Here is a 25,858-nt window from a genome sequence, read left to right on the forward strand (position 1 = left end):
TCCTTTCCTCCGTTGGCACAAACATGCTTCTATATTGTTTTATTCCATGCAAAACATGAAAACTATAGGTGACACAACTATGTTTCACTTCTTATTACAACCAACTTTGGTTTACACATAAGATTGCTTATTTTGAACGCAAATCGCCATAAGCACATTGAATTTTTCGCAATTTTGCACGTAAGGAGCTATTGTAACACTTTTGCAATTTTTACAAAAGTCAAAAATACAACTGCGATATTAGTTGCACATGTAGTGCGAACCCGCACAAGCTTGTGTGCGAATCGACTTGCATGGGCGCTTTGACTGATCTTGAAATTGCATAACGCATTTCAAGCTCCTTCAAAGCGTGATTTGGCATGTAAAGTCCAGTGGACTTTACATGCCAAATCAGCCTAACGGCTACTAATAGCCGTTAGGAACAGCGCGGCTAATCCGCGCGAGCAACATTTCCGCATTTTGTTGTTGATTTTGCCGATTTGAGCAACATTCTCGGGAAAATCGCTATTGCAGATTAGCCACACTCATGTCTACGCTAGCAATAGTAGCCGCTTGCATCTAGGCGAGCGTCTGGGTTTAGCAGCATAGCTTTTTCTGCTTCGTGACCATCGTAGCGAGTGCCATCCGGAAGGCGCGTGCCATCCTTCAGCAAGTGACGATTCTCAACAGGCTCGAACAAAGCAGATCGACCCATCATGCCTTCCTCAAATCGCCTCTGGCCCGCAGCCAAACGCGCATTCGCCTTGGTACGCCAATTCTTAAGCGCATCCGCACCAGCGCTAGCTGCCACAGAAGCCTCAAACGCACCAGGGTGAACTAATGCCACAAATCCGCTAACGTGACCGAAGCCGAGCGAAGTTGCGAGAGCAGCCTTCACTGCACAAGAACCTGCACCATCGCCAATGCGCATCGGCTCACGCAACCAAACCATGTGGTCGTCGCGCGCAAGCTTAGGATCCACGCAGTCAAGTGATGCGTTTCCAGGGATTACGCCACTTCTAAACAGTTGTGTCAAACCGTTGATTTGGAAGATGCACGCACCACCCTTTGCATGTCCGGTCAGCGTCTTTTGGCTGATTACGAACAGTGGATTTCCGTCCGTGCGTCCGATTGCGTGCGCAAGAGTATTGTGCAGCTCGGATTCGTTCGGATCGTTTGCATTCGTAGAAGTATCGTGCTTAGAAACCACAGCAATATCGTCCGGAGTAACGCCGAGAGCTGCCAAATCACGCACGAGCTTAGACTTAGCTCCACCCATGCCCGCAGCCAAAGAACCCAAGCCCGGAGCAGGAATAGAAGTGTGAATGCCGTCAGCATACGAATGAATGAATCCGACTACGCCAGCAACAGGTAAACCAAGCTTCAAAGCAATATCGCCGCGCGTAACCAAAATCGTACCGCCGCCTTGTGCTTCAAGGAAGCCGCCGCGTCTGCGATCGTTTGCGCGAGAGAAGAATCGTGGATCGATGCCCTTCGCATACATTTCTTCGCTATTGGCAGTTGCGTTCATATTGCCGAAGCCAACTACAGATTCCACGCCGATATCGTCAATTGCGCCAGTTACTACGAAGTCAGCTTTGCCGAGAGCAATCTTGTCGACGCCTTCTTCGAGCGAAACCGCTGCAGTTGCGCATGCAGACACCGGCTGAACCATATTTCCGTAGCCGCCGATATAGGTTTGCATTACGTGAGCTGCAACAACGTTTGGAAGCGCCTCTTGCAATACGTCCGTAGGAATTTCGTGGTTAAGGAAGCGATCCAAGTACAGTTTGCGCATTGAACTCATGCCGCCGAAACCGGTTCCTTGCGTGGAAGCAACCATCGACGGATGCACAGATTGCAAAATCTCCGAAGGCGTGAAACCAGCAGAAATATAAGCGTCTACAGTTGTGACAATATTCCACAGCGCAATCGTGTCAACACTTCCAACCATTGAAGCTGGAATACCCCACTTCAGCGGATCGAAGCCCTTAGGGAATTGTCCACCGACGGTTCTGGTCATTGCAGCCCTACGCGGCACGCGAATCATAGAACCTGCCTTGCGCGTAACAGTCCATTCGCCAGATTCTGCATCGCGAGCAATCTCAGTGTGCGATTCGTCAAGCGCCACGTATTCGCGCGCAATTGTTTCTGTTGGAACGCTGAAACTCACGTCGTGATCGAGGAAGATTTCTGCTTCTTCTTCGTTCGCTCCATCCTTGTAGTCGCCACCCATGCCGGTTTCGAATGGTCGAATACCGGAGCGCGCCACTACTTCATCGCGATATTTCTCTGCAATATCTTCTTCTGGAACAAGCGTGCCGTCCGCATCATACCAGCCTGGCTTTGGTGAATCCTGCCAAGTAAGCAAGCCCATATTCCAAGCCAATTCCAGTACTGCTCCTGCAGAAAGCTCCACGGATCCATCTTCGCGAATTCCAAGTTCTGCTTCGAAACGAGTACGTCCAGAACCCCATGGTCCAAGTTCGCCGACTGAGACGATTACAATTTCGTCTTCTGGACGCGCTGTTACGTTCTTCCAATCAGCCAAGTTGACTCGCGGCTGAGTTGGCACGTAAGGCGTTGGAAGTGCTTTGTTGGTTGATTTAGCAGTTGATTTAACAGAAGATTCTGCAGCTTCTTCTGCAGCTTCCGCAGCTTCAGCACGCTTCTGATCTTCCAGTGCTTCTGCACGAAGAGCATTCAAATCAAGAGGCTCCTTGCCTAATCCACCCGTAAGATCAACGTTCAAAGGCGCGATTGCGGCCTGTTCGCGCGCTTCCTTCGTGCACAAATCGAGCAAACGATCTGCCATTTCTTGCGTTGAGTAGGTAGTTAATCCATGACGTTCAACTACAGCCACAAGCGGATCATTTCCACCCATTAAGCCGGTTCCACGCACCCATCCAATCTTAGGATGCGCAAAAGTCACGCGATCCGACCACACACTTTCTGCATGCGCACGGTTCACAATCGCGTCGAAAGCACTCTTGACTTCGCCGTAAGCACCATCGCCGCCGAACATACCTCGGTTTGGAGAGCCAGGTAACACAACATGCATACGATGTTGTACATCTGTATCTGCTCCAATCTGTGCAAATCCGGCTATTGCACGCTCCACACCCCACAGCATCAAGCGCGATTGCGATTCAAAAAGCGAACCAGAATCAGCCAAAGTACCGTGAACTGGTGGAGCTGCAAACGGGAAGAACATGCTCGGCTCGTAAGCAGGCTTCAAAATAGTAGTAGTTGCGCCGCTAACTTTCTTCGAAACTGTGCCAACCCACTTTACAAGCGCGTCAACATCGCGATAACTAGACAAGTTTGCTGGAACAAGCCACAACTTTGCGCCCATTTGAGCGTTTTCGCGATACGCTTTCTTCGCCCAAGACTTAACGCTCGGCTTGAAACTGTGCGAAGTTGCGATAACCGTAGCTCCACCCTTAAGCAAGCCCGTTACTACGCGAGCAGCAATCGAATTAGGAGCAACGCCTGTAACTACTGCAACTTCTCCTGCAAAACGAGTTGCTTGAGCAGTATCGGCGTTGTTTTGCGCAAGTTTAGTGCGAGAATCGCGAGCAATACCATTAAATATTGTTGCAAGATTGTTTAATTCGCGAGATTTAGAAAGACTTGCAAACCACTCAGCTTCCGAAGCTACTGCTTCCCCTGCACCAAGGAAACTACCAAAATCATTTAAGATTTCAGAAACTTCATTTACCTGAATATCAACATTCTTTCCAGCATACTTGTAGTACAAGCGAGCAACGTCTTCGCGAGCCGAAGCCCAGCGGTCGTCGAAAAGAATTGCCTTTCGCTCATCAAATCGAGGAGCCACCTGCTTTGGCCAATCTGCACCAAGCTCAGCTTCAACAGCAGACACAACAGCAGCATTTTCGTCACTTTCAGTTTCTGCTTTAGGAGCCTCAACACCAAGCTTTGCTAGCACAAACTTAGCAGTTGCAGCAAGTATGCCATCTGCGCCAACAACCTGCTGAGCGAAAGCGTCAAGAGCTGCAGAATCAACAACAGCACCGCCGGCTGCGCCAGCAGCACCAGGCTGAGAAACGCTAACGCCGTGAGCTTGAGCAACTTGTGCAATTGCTGCGTCGATTAAAGCGTCAGCTGCAGCAGTATTCTTTGCAGGATCAGTTGAAAGTTGCGCAAGATTTTCACCGCGCACGCTAGCACCTTCACGCGTTTGCAAAACCAAAGCCGCAAGAACGTGCGCACGCCAGCCTTCTCCAAGTTGCCAGACTTCAGAGATTCGCTTGTCAATTTGCGCTGGTTTCACACCGGCTGCACCGAAAAGCGCACGCAAACGTTCGCGCACAATATCGGAAAGCACGGCACCAAAAGCTTTATAGCGAGGAGCAACCGAATCAACTAACTTTTTAAGCGCACTCATTGGAGCTTCTGCAGCACCGTCCACGCTTGCCACGCCAAGCTCGGAACTAATATCCATAAGAAGCTGGTTTCTGCGCGAAGATACGCCATTTGTAAGCGTATCAGTTGTATCAGTGTCGCCGATTTGGTCAAGACGGATTTTTGCACTATACGCAATAAGCATTGAGATTGCGTCGGATGCTTTGAATGGCAAGTCTGCTACAGGTCCGCTTGCGGCTGCATTAGCTGCAGGAGCAGCAGAGACAACATTTGCTGCAGGAGCTGCAGGAGCAGTAGTCGCATCAGCAGTGCTACTTGCTTCTTGACTATCTTCCTCAGTAAACACTTCAGGCACAAGCGAATCAGTGTCAGTCATATAAACGCGACCTTCGTCACGACCAACGTTGTAAACAGTCACTTTTTCGCCACTAAACTCCGGCAAAGCAAGAGTTTTAGCACCAAGATTTGCCAAAGTTGGCGCGTTTCCTAAACCAACTTCAACGTACTCTTCAACGCCAAGACCGCCGCGAGCGCGATCGGCAAACATAAGAGCCTGCGTTTCAATCCAGCGAACAGGGGACGCAAACTGCCAGGAAAGAAGCTCCGTAAGCAGCAACCTGCCGAGCTTCTGCTCATCCTCTGCATAAGATTTCCATGTAGTTTCATCTTCCAAAGCTGCTTCAATGCGCTCAGATGGCACAACATCCAAAATCTTTTGCGCAAATTCGCGCGTAAACTCAAACGGGCATGCAACCAAGTTTGGTATATAACGATCAACCAGCACAGAGTAGTCAATATGTGCTGGAAGCAGAGAATCCAGCTTATCGCGAAACTCTGGCACACCTTTTCTAAGCAGCTTGGAATGGAAAGGCACGTCGATTCCTGGCACAAGCATAAATGGAGGCTTACCGCCATACTCTTTAGCTCGCTTGGCAGAATCTTGAGCCAAAGCTTTCAAACCTTTTATTGTGCCTGCTATTGCATATTGTTGACCTGCCAAATTGTAGTTTACGATTTGCAAGAATTCGCCAGTTTGCTTAGAGATTCCTTCAACGTACGCGTTTACACCATCATCGTCCACACCGAACTGGTTTGGACGCAAAGCACCCATTCGATAGTTGGATCGTCCTTGCTCATCTCGCTCAATCAAGTGATGCATTGTAGATCCGCGGTGGAACACGAGTTCCAACACGGTTTCTAGCGGAATAATTTGAGCGAAGGAGCTTAGCGCATTGTATTCGCCAAGCGAGTGACCAGCAAAATACGCAGGCCAAATATCGCATCCTGCTTCTCTTAAGCGAGCGGTTTGCGCAAAAGCAACAGTAGCGAGCGCAACTTGAGTAAATTGTGTTAAGTTGAGCAAGCCTTCTGGATGACGATATGTTACGCCATTTGCTGTTAATTCCTTAGGATTATCTCGCACTACAGCAAGAATTGAGAATCCTAGTTTTTCGCGAGTGAGTTTGTCTGCGCGCTCCCAAGTTTCGCGCACAGCTGGCGATTTGGCGCGCTCATCCAATGACATTCCTTGTTTTTGAATACCTTGTCCTGGATATACGAATGCTGCTCGCGGCGCGCGTGTAAGTGCGCTCGCTTTAGAAACTATTTGCCCGTTTACTCGGCATGTGATTTCTAGCGCTAGCCCTCCGCGGCGTACTTTCCCTACTCGTTCTACGGTAATTTCTACCTCGTCGTTAAGCTGCACCATGCCGTACATGTTGTACGTCCAGCCAACAAGATCATAGCGTGCGCCTTTTTCATCCAATGCTTGAGCAACATGCTGAGCTGCTGCTGAAAGCCACATGCCGTGTACTAGAGGTGCGGAAAGTCCAGAGATTGCGGCTCCTCTTTTGGATGTGTGTATTGGGTTAAAGTCACCTGATGTGCGCGCAAAAGCTGTCATGTCTTTAGGTGCGCGAATTACGACGCGTCTAAGCGCTCTTCTAGGCGTGTTGTCTACGCTAAATCCGTGTAATTCTGCCGCATCTCCGTATTCTGGAGCAGACTTTGGTAGTGCTGCACTGTAGCTTCGTCCACGAATCGCGAATCGTTCTGTTTCGTGCGCGATTTTTGTTCCGTCTTGCGCATTGTGAATTATGTGTATTGTCACTACTCGCCCAGAAGCTGATTCGGCGTAATCTTCTGCCCAACCAGTGAGGTTTATGCGTGTTCCAACATATTTTTGCAGGTCGTCTGTAGATAAATCTAGTTCTATTAGGTGGTCTAAATGTACTGCGTTGAGTAGTCCTTCAATTACTGGGTATCCGTCTACCATTACGGATCCTAGTGCTGAGTATATTGTTGGCCATGCTGGACCTACTAGCGCGTCTGGCACGATTCTTGATGCTTGCAAACCTTCTGGCAGGCGTCCAGCTGTAGCAGATTCGTGGTCGATTCCTAGGTTTCTAGAAAGCGTGTATGCTGATTTAACCACGCCAAATGGTATTTCGCAGGCTGTTTCACATGTTGTTTCACAGGCTGATTTGTTAGCTTTTCCACAAGCTATTTCTTTTTTAACTTGCTCGCACGCTTCTTGGCTTGCGTCTACTTTTGGCATTTCACTTAAAACATCTCCAGTAATCGCAGTATTTCCAATGCCTGCGGTTGCTGCCAACATGTTATAAACGTGTTTTGGTAGTCGCTCGCGGTCGACTACTGGTATGCTTCCAGCACGCTTTGCATCTACAATAAGCGGAATTACGATATCTCTAACAGCATGATTTTTGCCGCTGTTCTTTACGCTATTTTTACCACTATTTTCATTGTCGGCTTCGTGCTCATCCCAGAACGTGTCTAGTTTAATGTCTAGATCAAGCTTAATTACGCTATTTTCTTCACTTATTACGGTTATAACATAGTTTTCACTATTATTTTGCGTCTTATAAGCAGGATTATTGGTTACGTGACCAATCCAAGAAATATTCGGACATGAGCGCACATATTCTTCAACATTTTGCGCACAGTCTATTTGGCTAAACGCGTTTTGATTAAAGCCCAGAGGCAAGTCGCAAGCAACCGAACGATTTATAACCGCAGCCTCAAATCTTCCTAAAATATCCGCGATTGGCTCATCCATTGTGGTTATTCCTGCAACAGAAATAGGTCCTGGAATTACTCGCACAGCATCCGCAGAGTAGCGCGAATCTTCCGACTGCCAAAGCTGATCCTGACCCCACCAGCGAAGAAGATCATTGTCAATTACTGGCACAAACGGCATTGGCTTAGGATATTCGCGCACCAAGGTTGGGAACCATGCAGCATCCATTGGAACAACATTCATCGTGCTCGCATTAGGAAAAACTTGCACAAGAGAATCAAGAGCAGACTGAGGATTTTCAGCAATCTGCTTAATATCTGGCAAAATCGAAGTAAATTCGCCAGAATCTTGGCTTATTAAACGCGCTTCAATACGCTGTAACAAATGCATGTAGCGATCCGCGTAAGTAGGATCTGCCCAAGGATAGCTTAAATCAAGGAATCGCTGCGCAAACTGAGTATATGTCATATTTTCAACATCGCCAAAATATGGCTTTGCTGTAGAGTTAAGAGCAGCAATAACCTCGTCTTTACGTAACTCAAGCTCTTCTGGATGCTTCATCATATGCACAAGAAGACGACCACAGCGTGCAGACGCGTTTTCAATCTCGTAAATATCCGCGTGCAAATGGCTTAAACCGCTTGTTACTCCGCCAACAACCTTTCCAGAAGGCACCCAGCGCTCGCCAATCGGAGCAAACGGATCTTCACTTGCGCCAAGACCTTCCACACACGCATCATTTGCTTCTGTGATTCCAGGCGTTTCCACCAACATGCGCTTAACTTGCGCGCTTGTGTGCGCTTCTTTTGCTGTCATTGCTGCAGTGCCGATCATCACAGCATCTACAGGCATATTTGGCAAACCGTATTCGCAAGCCCATTCGCCACTAATGTAATCGGCAGCTCGCGAAGGGGTGCCGATTCCGCCACCTGCTACAAGCACCAAATTATTGCATTCGCGCACTTGAGCATAAGTGCTAATCAGCAAATCATCTAGCGACTCCCAAGAGTGGTGCCCGCCTGCAGATCCGCCTTCTACTTGTGCGATTATTGTTGCTGGTTTAACAGCTTTTGCAATGCGAACTACTTGGCGAATCTGCTCTACTGTTCCTGGCTTAAAAGCAACATACGGGAATCCGTCGGCTTGAAGAGTTTCAACAAGTTCTTTTGCCTCGTCTAACTCTGGGATTCCTGCAGAAATTACTACGCCGTCGATTGGCGCTCCAGAAGCACGTTTTTTTGGAACTATACGTTTGCTGCCAAATTGCAAATTCCACAAATAGCGATCCATAAACATGGCGTTGAATTCTACGGTTGCTCCTTCTTGCAATTGCTTGCTCAAAGAATCCATGTGTCTGTCGAATACTTCTTCTGTTACTTGTCCACCGCCTGCAAGTTCCGCCCAATATCCTGCGTTGGCTGCGGCGGCTACAATTTCTGGGTCTACTGTGGTTGGAGTCATTCCAGCAAGCAGTACTGGAGCTTTGCCTGTTAGCTTACTGAATTTTGTTACAACTTTCTTTCCAGCTGGAGTGTCGATTACTCGCGGCGCAAAATCCGCCCAGCATCCGGTACGCAATAATTCAGCTTCTGCAGCGCTAGTTATGCTTGCTTTTGCGCGCGCGTTCATTGTTCCGACTTCTACTACGCCAGCTCCGCTTCCTTGTAGTAGCACGTTTGTTAGCTTGCCAAGCACTTCTCCTGGACCCATGTCTAGCACGTATAGCTCTCGCGCATTTACGTTGTTTAAAACTTCTGCTATTTGATTCGCCCAATCTACTGGCTCTACTAGCACAGCATTTGCAAGATTTAGTGCAAGTTCAGCATCTAATCCTGCGTCCTTTGCCCAGGCTTCAACTTGCTCTACAGCAGGTTTCATGATTGGAGAATGGAATGGCACTGTAACGTCTAAATACTCTGCAATTGGCGCAAAAACCGATCCGCCTCGTTCCTTCATTTCGCGCATTTTTTTGGAACGCTGCGACTCTTTCTGTGCCTGATTTTGCACGGCTTCCATGTCTTCTGGATATCCTGATAGCACAATGTGATTTCGCGAGTTTTTAACTGCGATTGATATAACGCCTCTGGTTCTTTCTACTCGCTTAATCAAGGCTTTTGCCTGTTCAAACGTCACGCCTTTTAGCGATAGCATTGGTGTTTTTTCGCCGTTTCCACTGATTTCTAACATTCGCGCTTCGCGGTCTGCTGCTGCTCCGATTATGTATGCGATTGCTATAAGTTCAGCTATTTGGTTTTGCGCGTTTTGCCATGACCCTGCTTTTATACGAGCTTCTACTATTTTTGCGGCTATTATGCCTTGAGAGTGTCCAATGCTTGCAATTGGCTTGTTTACTTCAAAGTTGTAGCCTAAGTTTGTTAGGTCTTTTACGCTTGCAAGCTGAGCAATTGTGATTCCTGGTACGCTTAATTGTGCGCTGGCTGTGTTGATTTTAGGATTTTCTAAAGCATCGAATACGTTTATGTCAGTTCCAGCATTTGCTAATAACTGTGGATATATGTTTGATAGTAAAGTTTTTGCTAATTTGTTATATTCGCGTAATTCTTTATTTAATTCTGCATCGTTTTGTGTTTCTTTTAAGGCTTGCACCCATGGTGTGGATTGTCCTGCGAAGGTAAGAATGTGTGGTGTTTGTGCGAGCTGGTCAAATAAGTATGTTGTCATTTTATTTTCCTTTGTTCGTGGGTTTAAGTTTTATTTTTAAAATTTATTTGTGCTTTTTGGATTATTTGTGCTTTTTGGATTTATTTATCTTTGGTCGCTTTATGCGCGGTTGCTGGCGACTTTTGAGTGTTTTCCAAATAATTCCCGAATTATTCCCAAATTATTCCCAAATCACATTGGCTGGTTTCCATGATGCTTCCCCGTTCTCGAAACACGTTTTTTACTTCTTAAAATCTTCAAAGAATTAGCAATAACATCTCTTGTTTGCTCTGGATCTATCATTGCGTCAATCTGACCAGTTTCCAGCGAAAGATTCGCGTTTACAGTGGTATTTTCGTAATTCTCAACAAGCTTTTTTCTTAAAGCGTCAACATCTTGACCGCGCTCTTTTGCTTTTTGCAAATCCTTGCGATGAATAATGTTCACAGCTCCTTGAGCACCCAAAACTGCTATCTGGCTGGTAGGCCAAGCGTAGTTAAAGTCTGCGCCCATAGACTTTGAGCCCATTACAATGTACGCTCCACCAAAAGCCTTGCGTAAAATCACGGTAACAAGCGGAACTTGCGCGTTTGCGTACGCGTAAATCACTTTTGCACCTCTGCGAATAATTCCAGCATGTTCCTGATCTGATCCCGGCTTGTATCCAGGAGTGTCTACAAGAGTTACAACAGGAAGATTAAACGCGTCGCACAATCGCACAAATCGCGCTACTTTTTCGGAAGAATTAACGTCTAGAATTCCAGCATTGACTTTAGGCTGATTTGCCACTATTCCAACAGGATGACCTTCTATGCAAGCAAAACCGACTACTGCGGATGCTGCGTAAAGCTCTTGAACTTGCACAAATTCGCCATAATCTACGATTGCGCGAATAACGTCTAAAACGTCGTACGGCTGGCGATCATTGCTTGGAACAATAGTCGCAAGCTGCTTAGCGGTTTCTCTGTCTGCGCGCGTGGCAGCGTATGCGAATGTTGGCGGATTTTGATTGCAATTTTGCGGCAAATAAGCCAAGATTGTGCGCGCATAGTCAATGGCGTCCGCCTCGTCTTCGCCCAAGTAGTGAGCAACGCCCGAAGTGGAGTTATGCACATATCCACCGCCTAAATCGTCCATGCTAATTGACTCGCCTGTGGCAGCCTTAACAACATCTGGACCAGTTACAAACATGTTGGAATGTTCGCGAGTCATGATTATAAAATCCGTAAGAGCAGGGCAATAAACTGCACCACCAGCGCAAGGTCCAAGAATTAGTGAGATTTGCGGAATTAAACCGCTTGCTTCACAAGTTTTTTTGAAGATTCTGCCATATTGCGTAAGTGCGTTAACGCCTTCTTGAATGCGAGCGCCGCCCGAGTCGATTAGCGCAACAACTGGAACTGCAAGCTGCAACGCCATGTCTAGAAGATGACAAATTTTCTGACCTTCAGCGCGTCCAAGCGTGCCGCCACGAACGGAAAAATCCTGCGCATAAACTGCCACTTTTTTGCCGTATACTTCGCCAAAGCCCGTGATTACAGCGCATCCTGCAATATCGTTATTTATGTCTCCACCGTTAAAGCGGCCGATCTCTTCAAACGTTCCCGTATCAAAAAGCAAATCCAAACGCTCTCTTGCTGTGGATTTTCCCTTTGCATGCTGGCGCTCTAAAGCATTCTGCTCGGCGTCTCTAGCAAGGCGAGCCGCGTGTTCTACGGCTGATTTTCCACGCTGAGGCTGCGTAGGCTGCGCATTTTGCATAGTTTGTGCGTCTTTACTAACTTGCGCAGCATCTTTATTAACATCTTTTGCAACTTGTGTAGCATCTTTAGTAAGCGCACTCATTTTGCACTACCGCCTTTAGTCACGTCAATTGTTACAAGCTTTTCGCCTGCTTCTACACCATCTCCAGGCCCCACAAAAATGCCAGTAACTACGCCAGCTGCAGGTGCATAAACGTAGTTTTCCATTTTCATAGATTCAAGAACAGCAAGTAAATCGCCTTTAGCTACGTTCTGACCTTCCGCAACGTTTACGCGTGTAATCACAGCTTGCATTGGAGCAGAAATCACGCCAGGAGCATCCTTTGGCGTTTCCGACTTGTGAGTATCTCCTCTTAATCCTCGTCCTCTAAGCGGCTGCGATGCGCGAACTGTGCTTCTAACTCGCGCAGAGCCAGTAAGATTGTCTACAATATCTTGCGGAATCGTAAGTTTTATGCGCTTATTGTCTACTTCTATTACAAAAGACTCCATTTTAGTTGGCTTATTTTGCGCGTCTTCACCAGACTTATTGGAATCCAAAGAAGCAGGCTGTCCGCCATTTGCCGCTGCAGCAGTGCGGTTCAAATACTTGCGTTCAAGCCATTTTGTAGAAATATCAAAATCGTGATCTTGCGCTGTAAAATCAGGATCGTTAAAAATTTGCTCAAAAAGCTTAGCAGGAGTAGGCACTCCCTCGATGCAAAGCTCCTTAAGCGCGCGTCTTACGCGAGCAATCGCCGCATCGCGATTTTGAGCCGTAACAATAAGCTTGCCCATCATGGAGTCGAATTTTGGAGACACGCTATCTCCAACTTCTACTCCAGAATCCACACGGATTCCAGGTCCAGATGGCCACTCGATTTTTGTTAGTGTGCCTGCGCTAGGCGTAAGATTCGTTGCTGGGTCTTCCGAAGTGATTCTAAGCTCAAAACTATGCCCGCGCGAAGGGTGATTTTGCGTAAGCTCACCGCCGTCGGCAATCGTAAGCTGTTCGCGCACAAGATCTAGTCCGCTAACTTCCTCACTAACTGTGTGCTCAACTTGCAATCGTGGGTTCACTTCCAAGAAGTAAACCTTGTGTTGAGATGTCACCATATATTCACACGTACCCAAACCAACGTAGTCAACAGCTTCAAATAGGTTACGAGAATATCGGTGAAGCTGCGCGTTCTCGTCATCGGTAAGGAATGGCGCTGGTGCTTCCTCAACCAACTTTTGGTTTCGGCGTTGCACCGAGCAGTCGCGCGTGGAATATATGGTGAAGTTTCCATGCGAATCGCGGCCAACTTGTGTTTCCACATGGCGCGCCTTGTCTATAAAACGCTCAATAAAGTACTCGTCAAGGTCGCCGCCTTGCAAAGCGTCGTGGTTCATGTAGAATCCGCGAAGCTCGTCATCGTTGTGCACAACGGTTATTCCGCGACCGCCGCCGCCATCCGTGCGCTTCATCATAACCGGGTAGCCGTGTGTTTGCGCAAAAGTCAACAATTCTCGAATGTCTTTTACAGGCTCCGATATGCCTGGTACGGGCGGCACTTTAGCGCGAGTTGCCACGCGCCGAGCGGTTATCTTATCCCCTAAATCAATAAGAGCTTCTGGCTTCGGGCCAATCCACACAGCGCCAGCATCAATCACCTTTTGCGCAAAACTCGCTACTTCCGATAAAAATCCGTAGCCTGGGTGTACAGCATCCGCGCCGCTTTTATGCAAAATGTCTATAATCGCGTCTTCGTTTAAATAAGTGTCTCTGTACGTGTCTCCAGAAAGCGCGTACGCTTCGCTTGCCATCTCAACATACTGTGCTTGACGGTCGGATGCCGCATAAATAGCTACAGTTTGTATTCCCATCTCTTGAGCAGTGCGAATCACTCTAAGCGCGATTTCGCCGCGATTTGCCACAAGTATTTTTTTGATATTCGTAACCATACGTTACAAGTTATAGGAAATTTGACTTATAGTATCCGTGAATTTGAACAAAACATTATGCGATTTTTTGTAAACTTCTCCAACGCGCGGCTGGTGATTTTTGTCTAATCTTTGATTCAGCAACGAAAAACAATACGAAAGAAGGATATCGTGGCTAATTTTGAATCTAACTCTGGTGCAAACACTGGTGCAGGCTCTAGCGCAGTTGCATCTAAGGCTTTTGACGTTAATCGTTTGGCTGTTCCATTTGCTAAGGCGTTTTTGTTTACTGTTCTTATTAGCGCTGCCACTATGGCTGGCGCATTGCCAATTCCTGGAACTCCTGTTCCTGTAACTTTGCAAACTTTGGTTTTGGCTTTGGCAGGTCTTACTTTGACTTGGCGCCAAGCCGTTAGCTCTGTGCTTATGTACCTTGCTATTGGTGCTGCTGGAATGCCAGTGTTTGCAGGCGGAAAGAGTGGCGTTGTGGCTTTTGCAGGCCCTAGCGTTGGATTCCTTGTTGGATTCGTGTTCGGTGTGGCTGTGATTGCGCTTGTAAAGTCTGCGCTCGAAGGCGTTGTTAATGCTGCTATGCCAGAGGATTCTGTTGCTAAGAAATTTGCACGATTTGGCGCGTATTTTGCCGCATCTGTTGTTGGTTCTCTTGTGATTTACGCATTTGGATTTGTAGGTCAATCGCTTATGATGCACTTGCCTGTTTTGGCAATCGCCGTTGCTTCTACTGGCTTTATTGTGGGCGATATTATTAAGGCTGCAATCGCTAGCGCTGCTTGCGCAGGATTGTATGGCGCGTTTAAACGCAATCACAATGCGTGATTAATTGCGATAAATCGCATGATGCGTAATGCGTGGTTCGCAATTCGCGATTCGTAATGAATGATACGCAATGCGCAATTAATCGCAAGCGTAACGCGCTAACTATCTAAGACCGCAGTCTCGTCGCTGCGGTCTTTTTCGTTCTAAACACTAATCGCGCAATCCCTCCTCCCGCGTTTGTTCCCTTTTTAAGCAAATTCGACAACAAACGCGGGCAAAAATAAACGAACGCGTACTAGCGTAATCAACAACGTAAATTTAAAACAAAGGATTACGAGTATAGTACTCTTTCAAAGAATCTTTGGTAATCACTTTAGAGCAAACAGCCGAGTCATCAACACCTTCACGCAAATCACTCCATGGAGCTTCTTTGTGCGTTCTTTCACTCAACTGGCTGCCAGTATACGCACCAAATTTATCGCATACTTTCTCAATAATACGCTTTTGATCGTCAGTTAAAATATTGGAATCAGACTGCTCAATATCCGAAAGATTAATCTCGCCTTTACGAATCAAAAACTTACCGCGATGGCGACTAAACAGAGTCGGGGCCACAGGACCATTTCTCCAAGCCTGAAAATTCTCACAAAACAACGGATTTCCAGTAGTGGCTAAACAATAAGCCTGCGAATAATAAGCCAACTTCTGCAACTTCATAGTAGTAACAGTTCCAGTAAGCTCAAGGATATACGCAGCCACATTAAAAATTGTTGTCATACGCACCTCCTCTTTAAACAGCGAATATTTTATAGTATACTATTACGATGACAATTAGCAGAAGCCAAGCAAACAGAGCAGGAAAAATACTCAAGACTGGCAAAATTTCAGATGAGTATTATGATGCAATATCGATTCTTGACGCATGGCGTAAACAGCATGAAAATCCTGCTAAAATCTTTTTCAAAAAACTTCTTGAGATTACAAATAAATATCCAAACTCAATTGCAACTTATCGTCTTAAACGCAAAGAATCAATACTTAATAAATTAAATCGCAATAATAATCATTTTAAATTAGGAGAAATAGACGATATAGTAGGGTGCAGAGTAATAGTTGATTCTGTAGATGAAGTATATAAGATCTACAACGAAATTATTGATCTTAAACAATCAGGATACATAGGTATTAAAACCATAAAGGACTATATAAAAGAGCCTGAATCATCTGGCTATAGATCCTTGCACGTTATAATAAATCAACTCTGCTCTTATGAAGAAGAAAGCAGAACGTATAGGATTGAACTACAAATACGAACTAGGCTACAACATTATTGGTCTACTGCCGTAGAGGCAATGGGAGAAATTGATGGCGTAGAATATAAGAATCCTACTTTGTCCGCATGTGACAATACGCATCGTATAAAATCCTGCTTAAAATTCTTCAAATTAATATCTGAATTAGTTATTGCACGAGAATATAAAAACAGCAAATCAAATAAGACTATTGAATCAATAAATGCAGAATTAGAAAAACCTGATTTTAGGGAAATCATTGAAGATCTTACATTAGTACAAGAAAGTATTTCTATTAAAATCCATGGAAGCTTTGACATAAATGAAAAGAGATTATATTTGCTAGAATTTTCTCGCGAAACACAGGAACTGAACGTATACTCATACACAATTGATTTAACAGATGAAGCAATAGAAGACTACAACAATAGTGAAAATAATATTAGATATAAGAAAAAATATGGCGTGAATAATGATGCTTCACAGAAAAAAGATAAGAATCAAAAAGATTCATCAATCACTAACAGTATTACAGTAAATACAAAAGTCAGGGATATCAATAGGGTTCTTGTGTATGCAAAAAACAATGAACAACTATACGACGCATATCCTAACTATTCATATGCTATAGGAAAATTCATCGATTTTGTAGAAACTAGATAATATTACCCATCATGCTTTCTTGAACTATTTTATCTCAGGTACGGCTATACGCACAAATGTCGAAATGTAGATTATGCAATAAACAACATATCTTTCAATATGCATATTGCCAACTACTTCATATTTATTTCAAAACATGTAAGGCGCCACATTGCATATGAATGAAAGCGCCTTACAATTTGAAAATATATATAAAATGAAATCAGAATTTACCGACTAACACTCTCACTTACTGTCTGAATTGCTTTCAACGCAGATTCTACAGTAGCGTCTCCTGTATAGATTTTCTGCATTTGCACTGCAATTTCATCATTAATCTCCTGATAAGCTAACTTTCGCGCAAGTTTTGAGCGAGCTTGACCTTCAGTGACAAGATCAATAGAAATCTTAGCTGATTGTGTCGCATCATCTGGAATTTTGACCTTCATGTCTTTATCTACTGGAGCGCCTTGCAAAGTGTTAATCCACTCCTGTTGCCCATCGCCAATAGTCATAAACTCAATGAATTTCATTGCAGCTTCCTTCTTTTTGGAGTCTTTGTTAACACACAAACCGAAGTCAACGCCAGTAGTGGAACCAGAATTTTTATTTCCTATTGCAGGAAATTCAATCATACCTAATTCATCTTTCTCAATTGCAGTTCCCTTAGTCTCTTCATTTGGTAAAACAGCAGAAACATGCCAAGAACCTGTAGGGAAAAATGCGGTTTTACGAGCATAGAAGTAATTATCACGAGCATCTGGATATGTGGATGTTCCTACAGCACCATCTTGGAACAATCCATCAGATATCATCTTTTTCCAAGCCTTCATGGTTTTAACAAAAGTTTTGTCAGTGAAAGATTTCTTTCCAGCTGCTGCAGAATATATGTCACCCTCTCCATACTGATTTGACAGCCATACAAAAATGTCATCAAGATGCCACCCATCTTTAGCACCAAGAGCAAGAGGCATTAATCCTTTGGATGTAAGAATTTTATTTGTTTCCAAAAGTTCATTGTATGAATGAGGAACCTTAACACCATTCTCGTCAAGAAGAGTTTTATTGTATAAAATATACTCAGATCCAGACGTGATTGTAGGCATTGCAACCATTTTTCCGCTCATATTGGTTGTTTGTTCAACAGCTCCTTTAGAAACTTTAGAATCCCATTCTGGCATGTACTTGTTAGCGAGCTTTTTCATATCCGCAGCAAAACGACCATATTGTTCAACAGTAGACCCAGCCTGTACTCCGAATATATCTGGGCCATCGCCTCCTGCCATAGCTGTTTGTAGTTTTTTCTGATAATCAGACATTTCAGAGGTACGCCACCACTTGATTTTAATATTCGGATATTTCTTATTAAAAACAGAATAAATTCTCTTCCATTGAGCATCAGTAGGCTGCCATGTCCAAAATGTCAAAGTGATAGGCTTATCAGTTGTTCCTAACCCCTCATCAGATTTACTAGCAGAACTTGAACCGCATCCAGCAAAGAGTCCAATTGACATGGCAACTGCTCCTAAAGCTGCAATAATCTTATTCTTTTTAAACATAGTATTCTCCTTGTTTTATTAGCGTCTTTCATCAACGCAATAGTTTTCACTTCTTTGTGATATCTACTTAACCCTGACAAATTGCCAAGATTATAGTGCAATTTATTCAGTTTTTCACACTCCTTTCTCCACGCGTTCTACGGATCTATCAACTGAAATACCTAATGAGGTACGAGTATATCCAGTGATGGAAGCTTCACTAAGGGTAATATCTACTACTTTGTTTCCAATAAATGGCAAGCGCCAACTATGATTACGCACATGAACAAAAAGCATCCTATCAGAAGCAGCAAGGCGCACAGTCCTCAATACTCGTCCTCTAGTATCTCTTCTTGCATCATCTTGCAAGTTCAATCTCGACGGTTCTTCACAAGCTATAATAGATTTTCCATCACGCAATAAATCAATACAATTCATACATACCACTAAGCTGTATTCGCCTATATTAATTACTGACTCCGAGCGATCATTAGTAAGCGCAAAGTCTATTACACAACGGTTACCATTAAGCAAATTGCGTAATCTCATTCGCGATGAAGTAACATTAAACGGTTCCACCTCATTGCTTGTAAGACGAAAACGATCGACAACATTAATCTCGTTCACAATATTGCATAAAGACTTTCCCCATAAATTAACATGATTTACAGCAGAGAAAGACGAAATTGCAGAATCATTATCTTTTACAATTACACCACAAAATCCTTGTTCTGAGCTAATATCACTTATCGTCGCTACATAACGACCATCAAAGCGAGCTGCCAAAATTCCGTATTCACGTGATACAACTAGCTCATGCCAATAAGATAAATTTATGTCAGAAGGCAACATAGTATTTATCTGTCTAACTATTCCAGATACACTATCTATCACTTGCAAACAATGCAATCCAACATCAACCAGAACGTAAGTGTAATTATTGTTATCAAAATAACGAGGGATTAAGCCAAATCTAGATCCTAACGGACCATTACCACCCTTCACCCACAAACTAATAGTTAACGTTGAAGAAATAAGAGGAGAAATTGCCGAAAAACCATAACTATCATAAGAAGATATAGAAGGTTGTCCATCAATTTCCAAAACATGTGCAGAACCAGATATTATATTCCAATCCGATGGAATTCCATCAGTGAAATCAGTGCATACATCAGCAGATAAAGGAGCATCACATACGCAATTTGAAGGTCCAGTAGTATCGAGCAATCCCTCTGAATAGTATAGAGGATCTATACGCATAACACGTTTCTCAGTACCATCATGCAATTCATCTGAAGCATCACGACCATGATAAACCACCCAATCATCAACCCCATTTGGTGCTTTTACTATAGAGTTATGACCAGTACCTTCAACCTTATCAGAGCGTATAATAAGTGGATCAAAATGACCATTATTACATTGCTTTACCCATGAAAGCTTGTCTATATGCCTATCAGAAGGAACCTTAGGTAATGTAGCAACTGAATACCCAACAAAATAATCTTCATGTTCATAAGCATTGGCAGAATAGGTGATAAAACCTTTGTCTCGGAAAGTAAAGTATGTAGCACCTTCTACAGTATGCCAATCTCTCCCATCTCCAAAACGATTACGAGCAAAAATTTCTTCATCCATTGTAGGTAAAATTAATGGCTTCGGAGATCCTTCTCGCTTGTATGGGCTTACCATTCTGTCAATCATCACAGAAGTACCAGGTCGTAAATTAGATAAACCACATGCCTGATTATCCGCATACAGCATGTATAACTGATTATCATCTCCAACAACAACCTGTGAATCAATAGCGAATGTATCAAATAGTTCAGCTTTCTTTTCAAATGGACCAAGAGGATTTTTACTTACAGCAACACGCATAATTTCTGTATGAGTATCATTTTCACACTGTGGCATATTTGAAAAATACATATAAAAAATACCATTAATCAAAATTACAGAAGGTGCCCAAAAATTCTTTCTATTATTTTCTGTGTAACAATAACCATGTGATACCCAACGAACCATGTCTGTAGATGTTGAAACTAAAACACCATTTTTGTCAGTAGCATAGCAATAGTACAAATTACGATATCGAATCACAAATGGATCAGGAGCAGTATGTTTTTCACCATCAGAATACTGAACTGGATTACTATAGTGTTTTTCAGTCAACAACATGTTTAAACAAAAATCGGAATTGCACTCATTATGTAATGCACTTGAATTCACATTATTGCTAACATCAACGCATCCTACGTTTAATGAACCCATAGTATTACTCCTATACATTTGCTTAGTTCTTTACTGCTCCAGCAGTAATACCAGACTGAAGCCATTTTTGACTAATCATGTAAACAATTACTGACGGTATTGTCATAAGAATCAATGCAGCATATTCTTGTGAAATCATCTCTGGAGTTTGACTTCTTGTTTCCATAAAATATGTTGATGCCAGAGTGACAGTGTACTTACTTTCATCTCGTATAAGTAACAGAGGAATTAAATACTCATTCCAGCTATATACAAATGTTAGAACTCCAGTAGTAGCGACCATAGGCGTGGAAATTGGTATAAGTATGCGTGAATAAATACTCCAAGTAGAACAACCATCTACTCTCGCGGCTTCAATGATTTCGTTAGGTATACAATCAAAATAATTTTTCCATAGCAAAAGCATTTGCAAAGCATTAAATGCAACAAGTGGAATAATCATACCAATATACGTATTGATCAGTCCAAAAGTTTTTATTGTGAAGAATAATGGCATTGTCACCGAAGCAATTGGAACAGCCATGCAAGCGAGCATTAATATATAAATAACTTTTCTTCCGGTAAATTTCATTTTTGAAAAAGCAAAACCCGCAAGCGATGTTATAAATACAACTATTACGACAGTAGATATAGATATGAGGAATGAATTAAATACTACTTTGAAATAATGTACATTTTCATTAGTTATTACTGACTCATAACTTTTAAAACCGTTGAAGTTAAGAGATTTAGATATTGCAGTAGCTATTGGAAAAAGCCAAATCAAAAGAAAGAATACAAGTACAACATACATAATAGCGGTCGTGCTTACTTTACGTTTCATTGTAATATCCTTTCCTTAATCATCTGTTAGATCGATCATTAATAACAACTTGAATTATTGATAGAACAACAGAAATAATCAGAATCATTACTCCAATAGATGCAGAGAGACCCCCATTAAACTGTTGAACACCTGTCTTATATAGGTAAGTGTTTAGGAATTCAGTAGAACGGCTAGGACCTCCACCAGTGGTTTGAATAACAATATCAAAAGTTTTAAGAGAACCTACAATGCCTAAAAGAATCAAAGTGTTAGTAGTACCAGAAAGATTTGGAATAGTTATTCTAAAAAGAGTATTCCAAAAACCACATCCATCGATTTTAGCTGCCTCGTAAATATCATCAGGAATTGACATAAGACCTGCGTAATAAATAATCATCGAAAAGCCCATCCACTCAAATATATTGATAGCGCATATAGAATAAAGTGCTATACGTGGATTACCCAACCAACTTTGCGACAAGAAACCAAGATGTAGAAAACGCAATGCTTCATTAATAGCACCTACATTAGTATCCATAATTATTCGAAAAATAGCAGCAATAATAACAGGAGCCATCGCAATCGGCATAAAGAAAACTGCTTTAAATAAACTAGATCCTCGTAAACGTTCCTTGAGGATAACAGCAAGAAGCAGACCCAGTGCAGCCTGGATGAACACAGTAACTACCATAAATATTATATTGTTTTTTAACGCTATCCAGAAAATAGAATTTGGAACAAGCAACTTAATATAGTTTTTTAAACCAATAAAGTCCATCTCCTTTGAAATACCATCCCAGTCAGTGAATGAAGTTGCAATTGTAAAACCTATGCAATAATAGATAAAGAAACCTGAAAGGATAACCAATGGAGCTATGAATAAGTATGGACGAATCTTAGTTTTCCAAGAGCCAATATTATTCCCACTATTTTTCATCATCATTTTAGACAAGTCGTTACGATGAACAGCAGTATCATCTATAGAGCCTTTAGTCGTGCAGTTTTCCATTGCTGACATCATGAGAAACCTCCGTTGGTGTTCAGTAAATTTCTGTATCGTTTCAGATTTATTGAACAAAAACTCGCAATAATTAATGAAAAAGCAATCAACAAGAGCAAAATATCTACAGCAACAAACTTACTACTTCAAATATCTTACCCATATCGATGTTTTCATATCTTATCTCTGAAACGATTCAGTTTTTATTTACTTATTTTAAGTATAGAATAATTCAAAATTTTGTCAATACATAATAAATAATATTGAAAATGAATTATTGAAATATATAATATAACTCTCTACTACAGATACACGCGTTAAATACTTGGAGAAGATTTACGGCACACAAGACAACAATCAACATCAATACGCTGTCGAGGAAAACGTCCACCTGATACAACTTGATCTACAATGGATTTAACTGACAATTTAGCAATCTGTTTACGACATGGGTTTACACTTGTCAAAGACGGAATTGTGTACTTTGCCTCATCTATATCATCAAAACCAACTACGCGAACACTTTCAGGAATACTCACTCGCATCTCACGCAACTGACTCACTACGCCCAGTGCTAATAAATCATTCAAAGCAAAAATACCATCTGGCCTTATTCCTTGTGAATACATATCACGTACAGCTTTTGCACCTTCTTCACTAGTCCAATCACCACATTCACGAATCATTAACGGATCAAATGCTATTCCATGATCAGCCAAGGCCATCATATATCCCTTAGTACGCATCGAACGCGAAGATGGTATAATTTCATCTAGCGTTCCACCCACTACTGCTATAGTACGACATCCTGAATTTATAAGGTGATTAGTAGCCTCCATGGCACCAGAATCATTGGCTATTACCACATGCGGGGCTGGGGCATTAAAAATACGCTCACCCAATATCACCAAAGGATAGTTGCCTTTAAGCTCATCAACATCAATCGATGTCATGCATGTTGGGCTCAGTATTAATCCATCTGTCATATTACGCGACATAGCCTTGATTGAGCTAATTTCATGCTCACGATCATTTCCAGTAGATTCGACTATTATTCGATAACCATACTCTCGAGCAGCTTTAATTATTTCCTCGGCCAATTCAGCAAAATATATCTGCGTAAGATCTGGTATTGATAATGAAATCAATCCTGTATGACCACGACGTAAATTACGAGCTTGCTGATTAGCAGAATAGTCCAACTCTTCAATTGCATTCTGAATCTTTTGTTTCGTTGTAGACTTCATAAACGGATAGTCATTAAGATAATTAGACACTGTGGCCATAGACACATTAGCAAGTTTGGCAACGTCGCGTAAAGTTGATCTGCGTGATTCAGCAGACATAATATATTTCCTTAAATAATCGTTTTATATAATATGAAATTAAAGTTCTGAATGGTTTTAGAAGTAAGTGTAAATCATACCTAAGATTTACAGGATAATCTAAATTTACAATAAATAAAATATAACGTATTAATTTGTTTATACATTACTTAATTAAAGAAAAATGGGCATATAAAATTGTCGCGTATTAAAGAACTACAATTAGACTACAAAACCAAGAACACTTCCCCGCGTTTGTTCCCAAAATCGCCAAATATGACAACAAACGCGGGCAAAAATAAACAAACGCGGGCTAGCGTAATCAACAAAAAACACAATTATATTAAAAACTTAAATTAATACGACAATACAAGGGTGCGCATTCTATGCATATTTGTTACGCAAAAGCATGCACACCCAACTTATTTCTAATTACAATTCTTCTTCAAATGGTTCATATGTCTGTTTCAAAACAAAATCAAAATATCTTACATGACCCCATTCGTCAGGATTACCAAAATGTAATACTTTCAAATTGTGATTATCATACGAAAATGCGTATAAATCTTTATTACTTATATCGTATGCAGACGTATATTGAGTCCATGGAACCAACATCTCATCATCTACCGATATTCGTAGAACTCCCTTAGGGGTGTTCTCCATTGACAACAATTGAAATACTTCATTAATCGCATTCTCGTCATCAACTGGCATAGACATTAATTTTGCATAAGCCGCTCTCAAAAATCGACTTTCTGGTTTATAGTCGCTAGGTATATCGAGTAATCCACTTATGTTCTCATCCAATCCTACATTATTCACAGCTTCATTGTTGTCATAAAGATATTTGCGATTGGTAGAACGTTCAAGATGAGCCTTCAAATTATTAAGATGCCAGTCAAAGGTCGGAGCATTTGTAAATACACCAACTGTATTTTCAAATATTTTAAAACCATTAGAAATAGAAGGTTCTACAACTATAGATCTCCCTGTTTCGTCGGAAAAAACAGCATGTTGCGGAACAGACATCCCCATCATTGGACCAGGTTCATTAACTATTCCTAAATCCGAATTGAGTGAATTAATGATCTCATCGAGAGAACAATACTGAGTTAATATCCATGTAACTAATTCTTCTCCACGAAGCGCAATTTTATTAGAATCATCAATTTCTTTCTTACTCACATATCGGAAGAAGTGATCGAAATAGAAAGACCCACCGCATATTCCGTATTCATTTATTCCATCTAAAATAACAGGGTTCTTATGCACATCTTTAGCCCAAGCAACACCCATTACTGCACATTTAGTAATAAATGGTGTATAGGTTGATTCTATAGAGGTACCAGACGGTATCTTCATACCAGCATATTCAAACTCTTGTTCAAAATCTTGGGTTCTTCCCCAATATGAATTTCCTTGTTTGCTTCTTATTCCAATTCCAGTACACATTGTTATTACTCCTTTATAATAACTAACTGAAAATAAAAATTTTTTATCAATTGACTTGTGAGACTAATTCATCCTGATCATTACGAGCAGAAGGTATTGCAGCTATAACAGCACCTACTAGTGCTACAACTGTTCCAATAAGTGTAATAACGTATACTTTTGCACCTAACGCTGGAACAAGCCAGTCGATCAACACAGACCCAAGTAATTGTCCAGCCGTCGAAGCTAGTCCTAGAAGAAGTAGACCTAATCCTCTCACCAATAAAGCCATTAAGGCTATAGACAATAATCCAAGCGGACCACCTAAGTACATCCACCAAGTCAATGGAAGATGGAAAGAAGTCTGACCTGTAGCGATTCTAACAATAAGAGCAATTGCTAGTACGGAAAAACCTACTATAAAGTTCCAAGTTATAGAAACTAACATAGAACCAGTTTCATTAGCCACTGCCGAATTACCAGCAGGTTGCCATCCCGCTAAAAGACCAGCAGCAAATGGTAGAACAGCTAGAAATACAACTGACGGAGCATGCCAGCTTGGTGAAACAACCATAATAGTTGCAACAATTGCAAGAATTGCACCAGATATACGAGGTAAATTAAACGGTTGCTTTGTATCTACACCTATTCCAAATCTATCGCATAATAATCCAGACAAAACCATTCCGCAGATTAAAGTTGTCTGGAATGTTGCAACACCAAGTACGGACGCAGATGCTCCTTCAGAAAAAACAACCATAGCTCCACATAATCCAGCTAGCCAACTCCACCAAGGTATATTATTAGAGCGAATTTTCGAAGGAATTGAAGCAAATTGTTGTCTTGTAGACGCTCGAGAGAGAATTATGATAAACATAACAACAAGTCCCGAACCGAATGATACTACTGCGCAAGCATTGCCATCAGCTAATTCTTTTCCCAATTGTCCATTCACAGCAGATTGCATTGGAGAAAGCATACCAGCCAATACCGTTCCAATGAACAATAAAGGAACCATATAACGTTGTTTACTATTCATAATG

13 protein-coding genes are annotated in these 25,858 nt (G+C 42.4%); 2 read left to right on the forward strand and 11 right to left on the reverse strand.

Going from position 1 to position 25,858, the window contains the following annotated elements; genetic code table 11:
* Nucleotides 1-535: 535 nt before the first annotated feature.
* From HXT60_RS05090 to HXT60_RS05100, 3 genes are all read right to left on the reverse strand, one after another.
* Nucleotides 536-10,084 (reverse strand): fatty acid synthase subunit beta domain-containing protein, encoded by a 9,549-nt coding sequence (locus HXT60_RS05090; RefSeq protein WP_421790941.1) that lies wholly within the window; start codon nucleotides 10,082-10,084, stop codon nucleotides 536-538.
* Between the two features lie 171 nt (nucleotides 10,085-10,255).
* Nucleotides 10,256-11,908: an acyl-CoA carboxylase subunit beta gene (locus tag HXT60_RS05095; RefSeq protein WP_116437030.1), complete on the reverse strand. Its 1,653-nt coding sequence runs from the start codon at nucleotides 11,906-11,908 to the stop codon at nucleotides 10,256-10,258.
* A complete protein-coding gene (locus HXT60_RS05100) occupies nucleotides 11,905-13,752 on the reverse strand; it encodes a biotin carboxylase N-terminal domain-containing protein (RefSeq protein ID WP_421790943.1) in 1,848 nt (615 codons plus the stop codon). Before HXT60_RS05100 ends, HXT60_RS05095 begins: the two co-directional genes overlap by 4 nt.
* A 150-nt stretch (nucleotides 13,753-13,902) precedes the next feature.
* On the opposite strand from HXT60_RS05100, the gene HXT60_RS05105 reads away from it, so the two are divergent.
* Nucleotides 13,903-14,568 carry a biotin transporter BioY gene (locus HXT60_RS05105; RefSeq protein WP_421790945.1) on the forward strand — a complete coding sequence of 222 codons (666 nt, stop codon included), beginning with the start codon at nucleotides 13,903-13,905 and terminating at the stop codon, nucleotides 14,566-14,568.
* A gap of 258 nt (nucleotides 14,569-14,826) precedes the next feature.
* Here the strand turns inward: HXT60_RS05105 and HXT60_RS05110 are convergent, their stop codons facing one another.
* A complete protein-coding gene (locus HXT60_RS05110) occupies nucleotides 14,827-15,285 on the reverse strand; it encodes a Panacea domain-containing protein (RefSeq protein ID WP_004116604.1) in 459 nt (152 codons plus the stop codon).
* A 47-nt stretch (nucleotides 15,286-15,332) separates the two neighbouring features.
* Between HXT60_RS05110 and HXT60_RS05115 the strand changes: the two genes are divergently transcribed.
* Nucleotides 15,333-16,463 carry a RelA/SpoT domain-containing protein gene (locus tag HXT60_RS05115; protein WP_004116602.1) on the forward strand — a complete coding sequence of 377 codons (1,131 nt, stop codon included), beginning with the start codon at nucleotides 15,333-15,335 and terminating at the stop codon, nucleotides 16,461-16,463.
* Nucleotides 16,464-16,672: 209 nt separating this feature from the next.
* On the opposite strand, the gene HXT60_RS05120 is transcribed toward HXT60_RS05115, so the two are convergent.
* The 7 genes from HXT60_RS05120 to HXT60_RS05150 form a co-directional block, all read right to left on the reverse strand.
* Nucleotides 16,673-18,001, reverse strand: a complete 1,329-nt coding sequence (locus HXT60_RS05120; RefSeq protein ID WP_415686564.1) for an ABC transporter substrate-binding protein — start codon at nucleotides 17,999-18,001, stop codon at nucleotides 16,673-16,675.
* A gap of 114 nt (nucleotides 18,002-18,115) precedes the next feature.
* The gene (locus tag HXT60_RS05125) at nucleotides 18,116-20,251 is read right to left on the reverse strand and encodes a glycoside hydrolase family 43 protein (protein ID WP_421790948.1); all 2,136 of its coding nucleotides are present in this window, start codon (nucleotides 20,249-20,251) and stop codon (nucleotides 18,116-18,118) included.
* Between the two features lie 22 nt (nucleotides 20,252-20,273).
* Nucleotides 20,274-21,074 (reverse strand): carbohydrate ABC transporter permease, encoded by an 801-nt coding sequence (locus HXT60_RS05130; protein WP_004116594.1) that lies wholly within the window; start codon nucleotides 21,072-21,074, stop codon nucleotides 20,274-20,276.
* A 19-nt stretch (nucleotides 21,075-21,093) separates the two neighbouring features.
* The gene (locus tag HXT60_RS05135; RefSeq protein ID WP_020759438.1) at nucleotides 21,094-22,077 is read right to left on the reverse strand and encodes a carbohydrate ABC transporter permease; all 984 of its coding nucleotides are present in this window, start codon (nucleotides 22,075-22,077) and stop codon (nucleotides 21,094-21,096) included.
* 296 nt (nucleotides 22,078-22,373) lie between these two features.
* Nucleotides 22,374-23,402 carry a LacI family DNA-binding transcriptional regulator gene (locus HXT60_RS05140; protein WP_004116592.1) on the reverse strand — a complete coding sequence of 343 codons (1,029 nt, stop codon included), beginning with the start codon at nucleotides 23,400-23,402 and terminating at the stop codon, nucleotides 22,374-22,376.
* A 411-nt stretch (nucleotides 23,403-23,813) separates the two neighbouring features.
* Entirely contained in the window at nucleotides 23,814-24,836 is a 1,023-nt protein-coding gene (locus tag HXT60_RS05145) for a linear amide C-N hydrolase (protein WP_246943584.1), read from the reverse strand.
* Between the two features lie 46 nt (nucleotides 24,837-24,882).
* Complete coding sequence (locus tag HXT60_RS05150) at nucleotides 24,883-25,854, reverse strand: DMT family transporter (RefSeq protein ID WP_004114440.1); 972 nt, start codon at nucleotides 25,852-25,854, stop codon at nucleotides 24,883-24,885.
* Nucleotides 25,855-25,858 lie beyond the last annotated feature (4 nt).

It is taken from the genome of Gardnerella sp. KA01002, from assembly GCF_049244015.1.
Classification (GTDB): Bacteria; Actinomycetota; Actinomycetes; order Actinomycetales; family Bifidobacteriaceae; genus Bifidobacterium; species Bifidobacterium vaginale.